11 protein-coding genes are annotated in these 16,214 nt (G+C 48.2%); 6 read left to right on the top strand and 5 right to left on the bottom strand.

Annotated elements, in window-relative coordinates; all coding sequences use genetic code 11:
- Positions 1-8 precede the first annotated feature (8 nt).
- Positions 9-794, top strand: coding sequence for a tetratricopeptide repeat protein (locus HZF10_RS12970; protein ID WP_176006646.1), 786 nt, complete (start codon positions 9-11; stop codon positions 792-794).
- 36 nt (positions 795-830) lie between these two features.
- Here the strand turns inward: HZF10_RS12970 and HZF10_RS12965 are convergent, their stop codons facing one another.
- Together HZF10_RS12965 and HZF10_RS12960 are read right to left on the bottom strand one after the other, a co-directional pair.
- Positions 831-1,319 (bottom strand): hypothetical protein, encoded by a 489-nt coding sequence (locus tag HZF10_RS12965; RefSeq protein WP_176006645.1) that lies wholly within the window; start codon positions 1,317-1,319, stop codon positions 831-833.
- A gap of 10 nt (positions 1,320-1,329) precedes the next feature.
- Positions 1,330-4,143, bottom strand: coding sequence for an outer membrane beta-barrel protein (locus HZF10_RS12960; protein ID WP_176006644.1), 2,814 nt, complete (start codon positions 4,141-4,143; stop codon positions 1,330-1,332).
- A 405-nt stretch (positions 4,144-4,548) separates the two neighbouring features.
- Between HZF10_RS12960 and HZF10_RS12955 the strand changes: the two genes are divergently transcribed.
- The gene (locus HZF10_RS12955) at positions 4,549-7,050 is read left to right on the top strand and encodes a choice-of-anchor D domain-containing protein (protein WP_176006643.1); all 2,502 of its coding nucleotides are present in this window, start codon (positions 4,549-4,551) and stop codon (positions 7,048-7,050) included.
- 116 nt (positions 7,051-7,166) lie between these two features.
- Here HZF10_RS12955 and der read toward each other — a convergent pair whose 3' ends face one another.
- Complete coding sequence (gene der / locus HZF10_RS12950) at positions 7,167-8,477, bottom strand: ribosome biogenesis GTPase Der (protein ID WP_176006642.1); 1,311 nt, start codon at positions 8,475-8,477, stop codon at positions 7,167-7,169.
- 129 nt (positions 8,478-8,606) lie between these two features.
- On the opposite strand from der, the gene HZF10_RS12945 reads away from it, so the two are divergent.
- Positions 8,607-9,092: a hypothetical protein gene (locus HZF10_RS12945; RefSeq protein WP_176006641.1), complete on the top strand. Its 486-nt coding sequence runs from the start codon at positions 8,607-8,609 to the stop codon at positions 9,090-9,092.
- On the opposite strand, the gene era is transcribed toward HZF10_RS12945, so the two are convergent.
- Positions 9,089-9,970 carry a GTPase Era gene (gene era, locus HZF10_RS12940; protein WP_176006640.1) on the bottom strand — a complete coding sequence of 294 codons (882 nt, stop codon included), beginning with the start codon at positions 9,968-9,970 and terminating at the stop codon, positions 9,089-9,091. The two genes, HZF10_RS12945 and era, sit on opposite strands and share 4 nt — an antisense overlap.
- 203 nt (positions 9,971-10,173) lie before the next feature.
- Between era and HZF10_RS12935 the strand changes: the two genes are divergently transcribed.
- From HZF10_RS12935 to HZF10_RS12925, 3 genes are all read left to right on the top strand, one after another.
- Entirely contained in the window at positions 10,174-11,997 is a 1,824-nt protein-coding gene (locus HZF10_RS12935; RefSeq protein ID WP_176006639.1) for a cytochrome-c peroxidase, read from the top strand.
- Between the two features lie 347 nt (positions 11,998-12,344).
- Positions 12,345-14,762 carry an alkaline phosphatase PhoX gene (locus HZF10_RS12930; RefSeq protein ID WP_176006638.1) on the top strand — a complete coding sequence of 806 codons (2,418 nt, stop codon included), beginning with the start codon at positions 12,345-12,347 and terminating at the stop codon, positions 14,760-14,762.
- Between the two features lie 64 nt (positions 14,763-14,826).
- Positions 14,827-15,720, top strand: a complete 894-nt coding sequence (locus HZF10_RS12925) for a leucine-rich repeat domain-containing protein (RefSeq protein WP_176006637.1) — start codon at positions 14,827-14,829, stop codon at positions 15,718-15,720.
- Here HZF10_RS12925 and HZF10_RS12920 read toward each other — a convergent pair whose 3' ends face one another.
- On the bottom strand, positions 15,721-16,167 hold the full coding sequence (locus HZF10_RS12920) for a KTSC domain-containing protein (RefSeq protein ID WP_176006636.1): 447 nt from the start codon (positions 16,165-16,167) through the stop codon (positions 15,721-15,723).
- Between the last annotated feature and the right edge of the window lie 47 nt (positions 16,168-16,214).

Raw genomic sequence — 16,214 nt, 5'->3', positions numbered from 1 at the left:
CCGCCCCAATGAGTAAACGATTTCTTCCCAGCATGCTGATTGTGTTGCTTTTATGCGCGCACTCCCTTTTCGCACAAGGTTTCCCTAAAGAACAAATCCTAAAGAACATCGCCGAACTTGATGAAAAAATCAAGATAAATCCTACAATCGATTATTATTACAAACGCGGCTATTGGAAAGCCAAGCTCGACGAGATGGCCGATGAAGCGCTCAAAGATTACGAAAAAGCGCTCGAGAACAATCCGAACCCGTTCCAGGTGTATTTCAGCCGCGGCCTTCTATACGAACGACGCAACGAACTCCAGAAAGCCATAGCCGATTATGCTGCCTGCGTAAAACTCAACAGCAAAGAATACAAGGCGCATTTCAACCTCGCTTACGCCAAATCGCTGACCGAGGACAAACGTGGTGCGATTTCGGCATATACGGCTTGTATCGGTCTTGATCCGATGAATGCGCAGGCGTATATCAACCGCGGATATTTGTATTTCCAACTCGAGATGTACCGCGAGGCCGTAACCGATTTCGACCGCGCGCTTACGATTGATCCTAACGACGGCGACCTGTATTTGAGTCGCGCGCTGTGCAAGGAAAAACTCAAGGATAAAACCGCTCTTGCCGATTTCGACGTAGCCGTAAAACTGCGTCCGAAAGATCCCGAAGCCGTTTACGATCGCGCTTTGTACCGCATCAACAATAAAATTTCGGGCGATTATTGTTCCGACTTAAGAAAAGCCAGCGCGCTAGGATACCTAGAAGCCCAGACGTTGATCACCGAAAAGAAATGTCCCTAAAAAATAAAACCACGGCTCTCACCGTGGTTTCTGATTTTATTTCCAAAACAGATTGGACATCATAAAGGTCGGATTCGCGGCATTGGACGCATAGATGTGATAATATAGCGTCGACATGATCATTACAGGCTCGATGTCGTCGTCGTTGACTTCCAAATCAAAACCTTTTAACGTAATGGCGTTATCGTTTTTGATTACGACAAGATCCTCATCGTTTTCGTTTACAAGACGCGTTCCGGGCTTGAACCATTTGCCTTTCACTTCATAGCCTATCGGTTCTCCGTTGGCCTCGATTTCGGCTCCGCCCCAAAGTTTGTCGAAGTTGAACTTGAACACAGGAACGTCCGCTTTGGTCACCACGATGTCTTTGTCGGCGGCACTTTCGGGCCCGACGTGGAATCGGTCGGTGTAAATAAAAATATCGGCATGCGCCATTCTCTCCTTGCTGAAATCGATAGAACCGAACAGCTTCTCACCGTTGTAAACCCTGACGGTTTTCCCGTCGAATTTTGCCGTATATGTCATGTATAAATATTTAGTCGAACATCCAGAAACGCCTTCCGCCTTCTTTCTTCTTGCCCGCGAACTTGTCGAGCTTGTAAGTCAGCGAGAACATCGCGTAGCGCTTGAGCACGACATTTTCCTCATCGCGTATGTACGTAGCCGAAATGCTGCGCGTGGTGTTCTGATTTTGGTTCAACACGTCGTAAACCTTCACCTTGAACAACAGATGGTCACTTAGGAAATTGTAGCCGAGACTAGCGTTCCAAAGATAGAAATCCTTTTTAAATCCGTCGGCTATATTTGAATTATACGTGTAGCTGAAATCGTTTCCGAAAACTACGTGTTTTGGCCAATAGCTCGTCGTCTGCAACGTGAACTTGTGCGTGACGTTGGTTTGTTTGTCGGTAGAGAAATTCGTGTAGTTCGTTTCGTTGTACGTGAGTTCGTAACGAGGCGCGACGCTCAACAATTCGCCATAATCGTAATTGAACATCACGCGAGGCGACAATCTCGTCGATTTTGCGTCGTACAATTCGCCTTCGAGGAAACCTTGGTTGCGGTTGTAGCCGCCGTTAAGCCCGAAGCCAAAGCGATACGAATGCGCTTCGTGCTTGATCGTCCTGCTCCAGTTTCCGCCGAACCACAAGCTTGAGTTGCCCGAAACGTTCACGTATTCGGTCGTGCTCTTGCGGCTCGAATCATATGTAGTGGAACCGACAACCTGGCTTTCAAAGAAATTCCCGCCTCCGTAAATGCTCCAGCCCGATTTCGTCGCGTAGTCGTAATCGCGGAAGCTGATATACGTGTAGTGCGATTTGTTCGGACTCAAAGCCGGATTTCCCGTCCTCGTGTTGAGCGGATCCGAAACATCGGTCACGGGCAAGACTTGGGCCGCGGAAGGAAAATCTACGTTAAATGAATAATTCACCCATAAATTCATCGATTTCGTAAAGTTGAAGCCGCCCCAAAGATTTCCCGTCGGGTAGATTTTTTCCTGGCTTATCGAAACCTTGTCACCCAAATAATCGGAATTCGCTTCGAACAAATACACCGCCGTCCCGAAATTCGCCTGCAAGTTGAGTTTCTTCTTGTTGATCGAGAAACCCGCCTGCGGTGCAATCTTGCGCGTAGCCGAACGCAGGTAATTCGTGATGGAATCGTTGAGCAACGAATAGGAGTCGGTCGTGGCATCGAAGTCGTACGTGTGTCGGTTGCCGATGTTCTGCTCTTTCGAGAAATCGATGCCGATCTTGATGTTGATCGAATCTTTCAAAGGTTCGGTGAAGTCGATGCCGCCCTGGAAACGGTCGCTTAGGTTGCGATCGAGTCGCTTCTGGTTTCGGTCGTCGTTGTCGATCGCATCGGTCACGCCGTCTTCGTCCGTGTCGCGATAGAATGTGTTTTGCGAAAGGTTCCGGTTTTCGGCATCCGATTTGGTGAATTCGCTCTCTAACCACAAGCTCACGAATCGGCCTTTTCGCTTGAATGCTCGGTTGATATACAAGTTTCCTCCAAGGCTTTGGTTGTCGCTGTTGCTGAAATTGTCGCGCGAAGATTCTCTTGAAATCCTGCCGTTTTCCTCGGTCGTCACAGATCCGCCTTTGTTTTCATTATACGAATGGCCTTTCACGAAACGGGGCGCGAAATTCACCGTCGTAAGCGAGTCGATTTTGTATTCCAGATCGAGATTGACGTTGTGCCCGATGCGATCGTCGACGGTTTTCGAATTCGAATCCGTCGTGAAACTTCCCGAATTCAGGAGTGTCTTCTCGCGCGTGCGGTTCGTGTTTTCGGTACGCGCCGCATTGTAGAAATAACTGCCGTTGCTCGAAAAATCCTTGATCAGCTCATCCCCATAATTGAGTCCGACGAGTTGCGAGGTCGTAATCCCGTTCCCGCCTCCGAATTGCATGTTGTTGATTCCGAAAGAACCATTGTCGTTAGTCCAGACCGAATAATTGCGACCTCCGCCCATCGAATCGAAAATCTCGTTCATCGTGAATCCCGTCGAGTTGATGTTATTGGCCGAAGCGAGCAACGAAATCTTGCGCTTGTTGTTGAAATAGTTAAGCATGAGACTCGATTCGTATCGGTCGTCTGTGCCGTATCCGCCATTGATTTTGCCGAAGAAACCTTTATTTTTCTCCTCGTCTATCGTCAGGTTGATGCTCGCGTTGTTGGAACTCGCCTTTTCGCCCGAAAGTTCTTCTTTCTTGGTCTTGGCGTCGGTAATCTGTACTTTGTTGATGATGTCGCTCGGAAGATTCTGCAACGCGACTTTTCCTTCCTTGTCGAAAAACGGCTTTCCGTTCACGAGGATTTGCGAGACTTCTTTTCCGTTGACGGTGATTTTTCCTTCGTTGTCGATCTCGACTCCCGGCAGTTGCTTGAGCAACGTCTCGACATTGGCATCGGGCCTGATCTTGAACGAAGATGCATTGAATTCGAGTGTGTCGTTTTTGATTCGGATCGGCGGCGCTTCGTTCTTGACGGTCACTTCGCCGAGCATCATCTCGCTTTCTTCCATGCGCATCACGCCGAAATCGAGGTTTGTCGAAAGCCCTTTGTCGTAGGTTTTTTCGATGGATTTGAAACCGATGAACGACACTTTGAATACTACGGGTTTATCGGTTTTGCGCGACGTGAACGAAAACGCCCCGCTTTTGTCAGTGACCGTATAATCGATTACGGTAGAGTCTTTGGCCGATGCGATGTAAACCGTCACGGCTTCGAGTGGAATTTGGGTTTTGTCTTCAAGGATTTTGCCCTTGATGGTGACGGAATTCTGCGCAAAGCAGCCTAGCCCGACCAGCAGCGCCAGCACGGAGAGATAAAGTTTCGGCATTGAAGATTAGTTTGTTTGATTTTATTAACTGCCAAATAACCGAATTAGTATTCCAACGAGAAAATTTCTTACAAATTTTTTAACGATTTGTAATTAAGCCGCCTATATCCTCAACAGAAAATATCCACCTCATCCAGAATACTTGTGGCGTCGCATCCAATGTTGGTGTATTCCATCCTTTTATTGGAGAATTACTGATGCGTCTTGCAGTTCATCCGATAGCCTCAAGGAATATTTTACGTTTTAACAAAAACACGTCCCAAAACTCATTTTCGGACTTTTTTACTATCCGGAAAAACTGTGAAATAGTACAAGATTTGAAAGAAATCATACAATATAACTTGCTGATTTTAAGACTTTTAAAAATTTACGTTACTTAACTTTGGGTAACTAAATTTTAATCTTATGAAACGAATTTTTTACTTTTTGGCACGTGCGATTTGTGTTATCGCATTGTGCATACCAACTATCGGAAACGCCCAATCGGAGATTTTTACAACCTCTGGAACCTTTACCGTTCCCGAAGGCGTAACTTCTATTACGGTAGAAGCTTGGGGCGGCGGAGGCTGTGGCAGTACAATCTCAGACAATTTAGCCGGCGGTGGCGGTGGCGGCGGTGCTTATGCGCGCAAAGTAGTCGCCGTAACACCATTGGCCACTTATACGGTAACTGTCGGTCAAGGCAGTATAAGCGGTTCTGAATCCGGCGGTGATTCCTGGTTCATCGATACGGCGACCATAGTCGCGAAAGGCGGGGCAAGCGCATCCGACAACTCGGCCACTGCTGCAGTCGGAGGCCAGGCTTCCTTAAGTATAGGCGATGTCACTTTCGACGGCGGTAATGGTGCCGACGGAACCGGATCCATTGCCGGTGGCGGTGGTTCATCGGCAGGAAGCACAGCCACCGGAAATGCGGCAACGGGTGCTACAGGCGGACTCGCACCTTCTGAAGGCGGAATCGGAGGCGATGGACGTATCGATACGAGCGGTCCAGGCATAAACGGCGGATTTCCAGGCGGCGGCGGCGGTGGCGCTTATCGCGTCGATGGCGGAATAGCCGTCGGCGGAACTGGCGGAAACGGCTTGGTACGCCTAACTTGGATCGGAGCCGAAATCAACGTATTCGGAAACGACACGGCCATCAACAACGGCGACACTACGACTTCGGTAGACAATTGGACAGAATTCGAAGCCACGTCTATCAACCTGCAAAGTTCGCGTACTTTCCAAATCGAGAGCTCGGGCACGGCGTCTTTGTCGTTGACCATTTCGACGATCACGATTTCGGGAGACAACGCTTCCGATTTCACATTGACCTCATCGCCTACGCCATCGATAAACCCTGGCGCAAGCTCGTTTTTCACTGTTTCTTTTTCTCCATCCGAAGTCGGTTTGAGAACGGCGGTCATTTCGATCCCGAACAATGACGACGATGAGAATCCGTTCACGTTCGCCATTTCGGGCATGGGTATGGCCGAAGACGGTGACGGCGACGGATTTTCTGCCGATATCGACTGCGACGATACGAATCCCGATGTTTGGCAAAACCTCGAATTCTATGTAGACGCCGATGGTGACGGATACGGAACTGGCGAATTGACGTTGGCCTGTGCCGGCGATCCCGGAACAGCACCTGTCGGATTCTCGTTGACCGCTGATGATTGCGACGACACAGCGGCTACCACAAATCCGGGCGCTGTAGAAATAGATTTTAATGGCATGGACGACAATTGCGACGGTACGATCGACGAAGGAAGCCAATTGCTTTCTCAGGTTTTGCCTTCTCAATGCGGCCAGACATTCCAATCTATCAACGCTTTGGTCGGTGCGGTAAGTTTCGGAGGCGGCGTCGACGGTTATCGATTCCGTTGTACGAACAATACAACGATGACCACCGAAGACATCGATAGCAATGTCCCGCATTTCAACATGACATCACTTGCCAGTTATGACTATTCTACCACTTACACAATTTCGGTCATGTTAAGACGCAACGGTATTTGGCTCAACTATTTCGGACCGTCTTGCGAAGTGTCGACTCCGGCAATTTTAGGACCGGGTGGTTCAGCATCTATCGTACCTGCGCAATGCGGCAGCACAGTAACATCGTTGAGTACACTTGTAGCCACGAACAGTCTTTTGGGTGTTACCGGATACCGTTTCCAGATTACGAACATGACCGATCCTTCGGCTCCGAACCAAGTACAGACGTATGAAAATAATCACCATTGGTTCTCGATTTCGAATCTGGATACGTTCACATACGGAACGACCTATGCAGTCGAAGTGGCCGTTAAAACAAACGGGGATTTCACGAATTTCGGCTCCACTTGTACGATCTCGACACCAAATGTGCCGGGAATCGTAAATCCGGGAATTGCAACCTCAACCGGCACTTTCTTCTACACACAGAGCAAAGGTCACGTAACTTCTTACCGATTTGAACTCACCAATACCACCGATATGACGGTTAATGTAATCGACAGGCCGGTTCACTATTTCAGCTTCACACAGGTACCGGGCTTTATGCCAGGCACTCAATATTCGGTTCGGGTCGCGCTCATGACCACGGGTATCTGGTCGCCTTACGGACCTACCCAACTTGTAACAGCTCCGGGAGCGGCAAAAGTGATCGTGAAAGACACCGAACCAACGGTCGGGCCATTTGAAGTGGTCGGCTACCCGAACCCATTCAACGACAGATTCTCGCTTGAATTGGATGCCGCTGAAAACACCAACATCCAAATCAAGGCCTATGACATGATGGGAAGGCTTCTCGAAGATCGCGACATTTCGTCCGAAGCTTTGGAAACACAATCATTCGGCGCGGAATATCCTTCGGGCGTCTACAACGTAATCGTCAGTGAAGGCGACAATGTGAAGACATTGCGGATGGTTAAGCGATGATTTAGGATTTGAAAAGCCTCCAGTACGGAGGCTTTTTTATTATATGGAACAAACCTCAAAGGTTTCGAAAACCTTTGAGGTTTCCACAAAAAAAACCGGAACAAGTCCGGCTTTCATTATTTCTCTCTAATATAAATATCGATCGGTACTCCCGAAAAATCCCATTTCTCGCGGATCTTGTTCTCCAAAAATCGCTTGTACGGATCTTTCACGTATTGCGGCAGGTTCGCGAAAAACACGAACTGCGGCATCGGAGTCGGCAACTGCATACAATATTTGATCTTGACGTATTTGCCTTTCAAAGCAGGCGGTGGCATGTGTTCGATGATCTTGAGCATGTGCTCGTTGAACTTCGAGGTGGAAATACGCTGTTTACGGCTTTCAAATACGCCAACTGCCGTTTCAAGCGCCTTTAGCAAACGCTGTTTGGTCGTAGCCGAAGTAAAAATGATCGGCACGTCGGTGAACGGCTCGATTTCTTTGCGGATTTTTTGCTCGTAATCGCGCGTCGACATGGTGTCTTTTTCGACCAAATCCCATTTGTTTACCAGAATGACGATGCCTTTTCTGTTCTTCTCGGCAAGCCAGAAGATATTTTGGTCCTGGCTTTCGAATCCTCGTGTGGCGTCGATCACCAAAATACACACGTCGGCGTTTTCGATGGCACGCACCGAACGCATGACCGAATAAAATTCGAGATCTTCCTTCACTTTCGCTTTTCTGCGGATTCCGGCCGTATCGACGAGGTTGAAATCGAATCCGAAGCGGTTGAACTTCGTATCGATGGCATCGCGCGTCGTTCCGGCAATGTCGGTTACGATATATCGGTCTTCCCCGATCAACGCATTGATGATACTCGATTTTCCCGCATTCGGACGTCCGACGACGGCAAAACGAGGCAACTCGATTTCTTCTTGCGTAGGTTCTGGTTTTTCGGGGAACGCCTCGATGAGCGCATCGAGCAATTCGCCCGTTCCGCTTCCCGAAGTTGAGGCAAACGTGACGTAATCGCCCAAACCGAGGTTATAAAATTCGATCGCGTCTTTCTCGCGCATCGCATTGTCTACCTTATTCACGCCCAAAAGCACAGGTTTGGTAACCTTGCGCAACAATTTGGCTACTTCCTCGTCCATCGGCGTAATGCCTTCCTCTACATCGACGATGAAAAGGATCACGTCGGCTTCGTCTATGGCCAATTCTACCTGCTTGCGGATTTCGCCTTCGAAGATATCGTCGGAACCTTTGATGTATCCGCCCGTATCGATGACCGAAAATTCCTTGCCGTTCCATTCGCTCTTGCCGTAATTTCGGTCGCGCGTCACGCCGGCGACAGAATCGACGATGGCTTCCCTTCTTTGTATCAATCGGTTGAACAACGTCGATTTCCCGACATTTGGCCTACCTACGATCGCTACGATATTGCCCATTGTACTAAAATTTTGCGGCAAAGGTACGTTTTCTTTTCGCGTGTTCCAATTAGGTTCTCTTTGGCAAAGGTTTAACCGTCTTTAACAAATAATAAAAACGCAGTTGACGTTATCCGATAAATGACGATGATGAAAACGCGAACCACTTATCCCGACCAGTTCCATCAACCTTCGCGAAAAACGTCCGAAGAGATTAAACGCGCTTGCGAAAAACTCGAATCGACCGCAAATAAGGATTACATCGTCAAGCATAACGGCAAACACATCTGGATCGAAATGGGCGAGAAAAAACACGAAGTCTGGTCGCCGCTGCTTCATCTTGAAGTCGATGAAAAAAGCGACACCACTTACGTGAAAGGCCAATACGTGGAGAATCCGGTGCTTTGGGTGGCTTTGCTAAGCGCGCGCATGGTCATTTTTACGCTGTTCTTTTTAAGCGCGGCTTCGTTGGCGTTCAAATGGTATTCGCACCAACTTTTCGGGACCGAACTAATGATTATGTTCGCGATGGCGAGTTTGTGGTTCGGGATTTACTTACTTGTAAAATGGAACAGGCGCTTGTCGTCTAAACAAGCCGAAGAACTGCACGACCTTATGAACGACATTGTCGCTTAACGGTTGTCGTACCCGAAACGCCTCAATTGTTTGGCGTTGCTTCTCCAGTCTTTATTGACCTTGACGTACGTTTCCAAGTGGATTTGTTTGTCGAAGAATTTTTCCAAATCGGCTCGTGCCTGGATGCCTACGCGTTTCAAAGCCTCCCCTTTGTGTCCGATGATGATGCCTTTTTGCGTATCGCGTTCCACCATGATCACGGCGCGGATGCGGATGATGTTGTCGTCTTCGATGAACTCCTCGGTCTCAATTTCTACCGAATACGGGATTTCCTTTTTATAGTTGACGAGTATTTTTTCACGTATAATCTCGTTCACGAAAAAGCGCTCGGGCTTGTCGGTAAGCTGGTCTTTCGGATAGAATGGTGGCGACTCGGGCAACAATTCCAAAATACGAGCGAAAACCTCGGGTACGTGGAAATTGTTGATCGCCGAAATCGGATAAATCTCGGCATTCGGCAATTTTTCCTTCCAATAACCGATTTGGGTTTCCAATTGTTCTTGGTTCGACGTATCGATCTTGTTCAAAAGCAGCAAAACCGGAATTTTGGAATGCTCGATTTTCTTGAAAAATGCTTCATCTTTGAGCGCCTGCTCACCGATTTCGACCATATACACCAAAACGTCGGCGTCCTCGAATGCCGATTTCACGAAATGCATCATCGCTTCCTGCATCTCGTAAGCGGGTTTAATGATGCCCGGCGTATCCGAAAACACGATCTGGAAATCATCTCCATTCACGATACCCAAAATGCGATGGCGCGTCGTTTGTGCCTTAGAAGTGATGATCGAAAGACGCTCGCCCACGAAAGCGTTCATGAGTGTCGATTTTCCTACGTTCGGGTTTCCGATGATGTTGACGAAGCCGGCTTTGTGCATGAAGATATTTTTTGCAAAGATAGGCGGATAAAAATTCCAAGCGCCAAATTCCGATTCCAAAAAATTGCAACCGATCGGAATTTGCGGATGTTATTCGATACCCATAACAGACTACTATCGAATTTGGATTTAAACTTTTCTTAATCGACGCGTAAAGTTCAAATTTATCGTGCGTGATACGTTTGCGGTTTAATTTTTCCACAATGCCGACCCCAAACCTCAAGAAAATCGCAATCCCGCTAACGGCCATTTTTTTGGCGCTTATCTTTTCACCCGCCTCGAAAAGGACCGAAGAAAAATCGTCTTTTCTCGACAAAAACCTGAACCAGCTCAGTTTGCAGATCGTCAAACTCGAAAAGACCGCATCCGATTTCCATACCGGGAAAACTTCGGTCGATTCGCTCCAATCGGCGGTTCGCCAAACCCGTCTGCAATTCAAGAAAGTCGAGTTCTTTCTGGCGTTCCAATATCCCGAATTCACGACCGAACACTTTAACGGCGCGCCTTTGCTTCACATCGAAAAAGAAGGTACACAACCGTCTGTGATCGAGCCCGAAGGCTTGCAGGTTCTCGACGAATTGGCGTTTTCAGAAAACCCGTCCGATGAAAAAGCGACCATCGACGCGCTTTCCAAAAAACTGTTCACGAACTACAAAGCGCTTTTTCTAGGTTATCAAAACAACAAAACCTCCCAAAAACCCGGAACCGATGCGCTTCGTTTGGAACTTGTGCGCATTTTCACTTTGGGCGTCACGGGTTTCGACACTCCGGGTTCTTTGAACGCGCTCGACGAAGCGAAATCGGCTTTGGAAGGTATGAAAGCGTATTGGGTCGAAAACTACGATTCGGAAAAAAACAGGCGCATATACAACTTGTTCGAAGACGCGATCGGTTTTGTATCTTCCGAAAAATCATTCGAAAAATTCGACCGTCTTACTTTTTTGCGCGAGTACATAGAACCTCTGTATGCCGAACTCGCGAAGTCGCAAGAAAGTACAAGCGAAATCCTGCAACGCACTTCGGCCTGGAACAATAAAAGCTCTACGATTTTTTCGGATGCTTTCCTCAATCCGTATTATTTTACCGAACTGCAAGCCGATGACGACACGCCCGAACTTCGCGATCTTGGCAAAAAACTGTTCTACGACACGAGGTTGAGCAACGCGAACATGAGCTGCGCGAGCTGTCACGCGCCCGAAAAAGCATTCGCCGACGGTTATCCGAAATCGCAAAGCAGCCTACCCGGAAAAACCGTATTGCGAAACGCTCCTACGCTACTCAACGCGGTTTACGCCGACCGTTACTTCTACGATTTGCGTGCCTTTTCGCTCGAGCAGCAGGCCGAGCATGTGATTTTCAATCCCGAGGAATTCAATACCGCGTATTCTTCGATTCTCGAAAAGCTCAAGTCCGACCCTAAATATGCTTCGGATTTCAAGAAAGTTTTCGGAAAGAAAAACATCACGCGCGAGGCCTTTTCGAAAGCGCTGGCTTCGTATGTGCTGTCGTTGCGTTCGTTCAACAGCGAATTCGACAAATACGTGCGAAAAGAATCGGACAAAATCCCCGAAGACGTAAAAAACGGGTTCAACCTGTTTACCGGAAAAGCGAATTGCGCCACCTGTCATTTCGCTCCGACGTTCTCGGGTTTAGTGCCGCCTTTGTACAGCGAGAACGAAAGCGAGATTTTGGGTGTTTTCACAACTCCCGATGCCAAACAATTGCAGCTCGATCCAGACGAGGGCCGACTCGGCAACCAAATCCACAGCGAAAAAGCATGGATTTACGCCAAATCGTTCAAAACGACAACTATCCGCAATGCGGCCAAAACGGCACCGTATTTCCACAACGGCGCTTATAAAACACTTGAAGAAGTCATCGATTTCTACGATCAGGGCGGCGGTGAAGGCCGTGGCATATCAACTCCGAACCAAACGTTGCCGCCCGACAAACTCAATTTGACCGATAAGGAAAAGAAAGACCTCATCGCGTTCATCAAGTCACTCGACGATTCGGGAAATTTCTAACCGATTTCAAAAACACTAAAGCCTCGAGTCAAATCGGGGCTTTTTTATGCATAGGCATCAACTTTTCGACACATCGGAAATTTGAAGTTCACTTAACGCTTTCGACGAAAGTTAATTCTGGATTAAATCGGAAACCACTCGCGATTATCGACGAAACGCGCTTAATGTTAAGCGAGCGTCACGTCAAAATCAAATCAAACCAAAATAGGGCGTAAACTGTAAACATGCACGGGAATTCATATTTCAGGAAGCAACGTTTTGGTAAACCAAGCATAATTCTCACTTAAGTCGAGCGTGGTTTTGCCTGGGTAATTTTGCTTCACAATTGCAACACAAAACACATTCACATGAAAAAGCAACTACTTTGTCTTTCGGCATTTTTGGCTTTGGGCGCGGTCCAGGCACAAACTTTGTCGCCGGCGGCTTATCCGCTGCAAAAAGATTCCAATTGGAATTTTCTCGATAACGGTTCCGATCAGGGCACGACCGATTGGAAACTGGTTTCGGGAACGAACACGAACTGGCTTTCGGGTCAGGCGCCGTTGGGCTACGGAGATCAGGTCAAGACCGTGATTTCGTTCGGACCCGATTCGGCCAACAAGTACATCACGTACTATTTCTTCCGCGACATGAACATCGATTTGGCCGATTTGAGCGATCAGGTCGAATTCCGCATCAAGCGCGATGACGGAGCGGTGGTTTACGTAAACGGAGTCGAGGTTTTCCGCGACAACATGCCGGCAGGTGCGATCAATTATCTTACGACTTCGGCCACGATCGTAGATGCTGCCGATGAGAACCGCTATTTCACTCATTTTGTCCCAAAAACAGCTTTTGTACAAGGTGTGAACCGTATTTCAGTCGAAATGCACAACCGCGACGGACAGAGCTCGGACATCCGTTTCGACATGACAATCAACAATGCACAGACGTTGGGTTACGATTGCTCGGATGACCACATTTCGTGCTTCACCTCTATCCAACCGACAGGGCAGACGCCTCAAATGATCATCGCTCCGGAGCATCGCTTCCAATTGTTGTTCAAACAAGGTGACGCGTATATGACCGGAACGGGAACGGTTGCCGGAAACCACGATTTTACGGGTTACATCCCGATTTCGGGCAGCAGCACGAACGGCTATCTTTCGGTTAACCACGAAAACGGTCCGGGTGGCGTTTCTATCGTAGACATGCATTTCGATGAGACTTCTAAGCTTTGGGACGTAGACAACACGCGTCTTGTCGATATGTACAATACCGATGTCGTAACCACGAACCGCAACTGTTCCGGTGGTGTAATGCCATGGGGAACTGTGGTCACTGCCGAGGAAAACACGACTGCAGGCGACGCGAATTCCGACGGTTACCAAGATTTGGGCTGGTTGGTCGAAATCGACCCTGTGACGGCTCAGGTAAAAGAACACGGAAACGGCAAACAGGAAAAACTGTGGGCTATGGGCCGTATGAACCACGAGAACGTATGTGTCGACCAAACCGGTTCTGTCGCGTATTATGGCGAGGATGGCGGAACGCATTGCGTGTACAAATTCGTCCCGACGACTCCGGGCAACCTGTATTCAGGAAACGTTTATGTGCTTAAATTGGATTTGGGACTTCAAAACGACGAACCGAACTGCAGCACAGGCCAATGGATCCAAGTGCCGAACACGACTCCGGCCGACCGCAACAACTTGGCTTCTGTAGCCGGAACGCTTGGCGGAACGAACTTCAACGGTGTAGAAGATTGCGAAATCGGGACACTTGACGGAAAAGTATACTTCACTTCTAAAGGAAAAAACCGCATCTACCGCTTTAAGGACGATGGCACGACCGTTTCTCAATTCGAAACCTATGCAGGCGGCATGTCGTATCCTATCACGACTGCAAACGGAACCGTGACCGAGCCTTGGGCCGATGGAAACGACAACCTTACCTTCGACGACAAAGGCAACCTTTGGGTGTGCCAGGACGGTGGTTTGAACTACATTTGGGTGATCCGACCTGATCACAGGCAAGACATGCCGGACATCAAATTGTTCGCTTCTATGCCCGCCGGTTCTGAGCCGACAGGTTTGACGTTCTCTCCGGATTACAAATTCGGTTTCTTCTCTGTTCAGCATCCCGATGCAACGAATACGCCTCAATTGGACGCGAATTTCCAAAACGTGACGTTGAACGCTTCGGCTTCTGTCGTATTCGCTTTGGGAACACAAATCGGACTTCAGGCACCGGTGGCCGATTTCGTGGCCGATCAGGTAGCCGTAGACGAAGGGCAAACGGTCACGTTTACCGATCTGAGCTCAAACAACCCGAACGGTTGGTCATGGACGTTCGAAGGCGGAACTCCGTCGACTTCGACAGACGAACATCCGACGATCACGTATCCGACAGCCGGAACGTACAATGTGACGCTTACCGCTACTAACGCGGCCGGAAACAGCCAAACCATCGAAAAGACCGATTATATCGTGGTGGAACAAGCCATGGGCGTAGACGATCAGCTCAAAGGAAAGCTCAACGTATATCCGAACCCTACGCAAGGAAAACTTACGATAGACATTGCCAACGACAACAACGAAAAGGTCGATATCAAAGTGTTCGACATTTTGGGTCGCGACATGAACCACACGGCCGAAAACACCGAGTCGGGTGCTATCCAAAAATGGCAATTAAACATTCTTGACGCTACTGACGGACAGGTTTTCTTCGTTCGCGTAACGGTAGGAAACAAGTCTGCCAGCTATAAAATTATCAAGACGAACTAGTTGATTTTTAATGCAGGAAAAGGATCGGCATTGGGTTGCCGGTCCTTTTTATATTTCTATTCCGATGAAAAAAATACTGATTTTAGGATTGCTTTCGACAGCGCTTCACGCTCAAAACCCGATAAACGAGCCCATTTATTACAGCATTGCCGATGCGTTGGCATCCAAAGCTAAAGTGACCCAACTCAATCTGCGCGACCGTCATCAGTTTTACGTGCCGCGCGAAGTGCAAAACATGCGCGAAATGCGGTTCTTGAACCTTATGGGAAACAACATCGAGGATTTGGACGAGGCGTTGTTCTCACTGTCGAAACTCGAGGATTTGAATCTTCAGGGAAATGCGTTGAAGTTCATCCCGACCGATATTGAAAAACTCAATCTGCTTGTACGCATCGATCTGCGCAACAACGACATTTCGTATCTGCCCGAAGAAATGCGCGAATTGGAACGTTTGCAATTCTTGCAACTATCGGGAAATTCGATTACGAAACTGCCGTCATCGATAGGAGAATGCAAAAAACTTGAAGTGCTCGAGGTCGACAACAACCAATTGAATTGCCTTCCGGCGTCGGTTTCGAAACTCAAAAAGCTCAAGGCTTTCAATTTGGGTTACAACCAATTTTATGAGTTCGACAACGATTGGACGAAACTCAAGTCGTTGGAATTCCTCGATGTGCAATTCAACCAGCTCAGGACACTGCCTCAGGATTTCGGAAAGCTGCGCAAGCTCAAAACGCTGTTGCTCAACGACAACAAGATTTCGGTTTTGCCGTCGACGTTGACCAATCTGGACCAACTGGAATTGTTGTCGCTCGCGAACAACGATTTAGAGAAATTACCCGAAGATGTTGCGCAACTCAAGAATCTGAGGACGCTGCTTTTAGGAGGCAATCGCTTTTCGGATGTGGAAAAACAACGCATCCGCCAAGCGCTGCCAAACTGCAAAGTCTATTTCTGATTATTCGGCCGAAACGATCTTACTCGCGCTTCTGTACAAAAAGTTGCCGTAAATATGGCGACGCGCAAAACGCGCTGGCGACTCGGCATTGATCATTTTGACATAGGTGTTTTTGGGAACCCCGAAATATTCGTAGCTGCTGCCGTCGGCGAAGTGGATGTACAGCGTCTGGTTCTCGAGGTAGAAATCGAGGATTGGCGAAACCGTGGTGGTTTGCACGTATTCGGCTTTCGTCTTGTCGAGGGTTTCGGGTGTGATGCTTACCAGGAAGTGATAGGCTTCGATGAAGTTCTTGCTTTTTTCTTCGGCGGCATGGCGTTCGTCGGCATCGGCAATCGTATCCGGATGGATATCTTTCATGCTGTTGCGGTAAATCGTCTTGAGTTCTTTTAACGTAGCCGTTTTGGTAACGCCGAGCATCGTTCTGTACTCGACAATCTTCTTCATGTTCATAACATCGCTTTAATAAAAAAACCCCAGTGAATACTGAGGTT

Origin of the sequence: Flavobacterium agri (genome assembly GCF_013401995.1) — a bacterium.
Taxonomy (GTDB): domain Bacteria; phylum Bacteroidota; class Bacteroidia; order Flavobacteriales; family Flavobacteriaceae; genus Flavobacterium; species Flavobacterium agri.
Note: the sequence above shows the minus strand (reverse complement) of the source record. Positions and strands in the feature narration are given on the sequence as shown.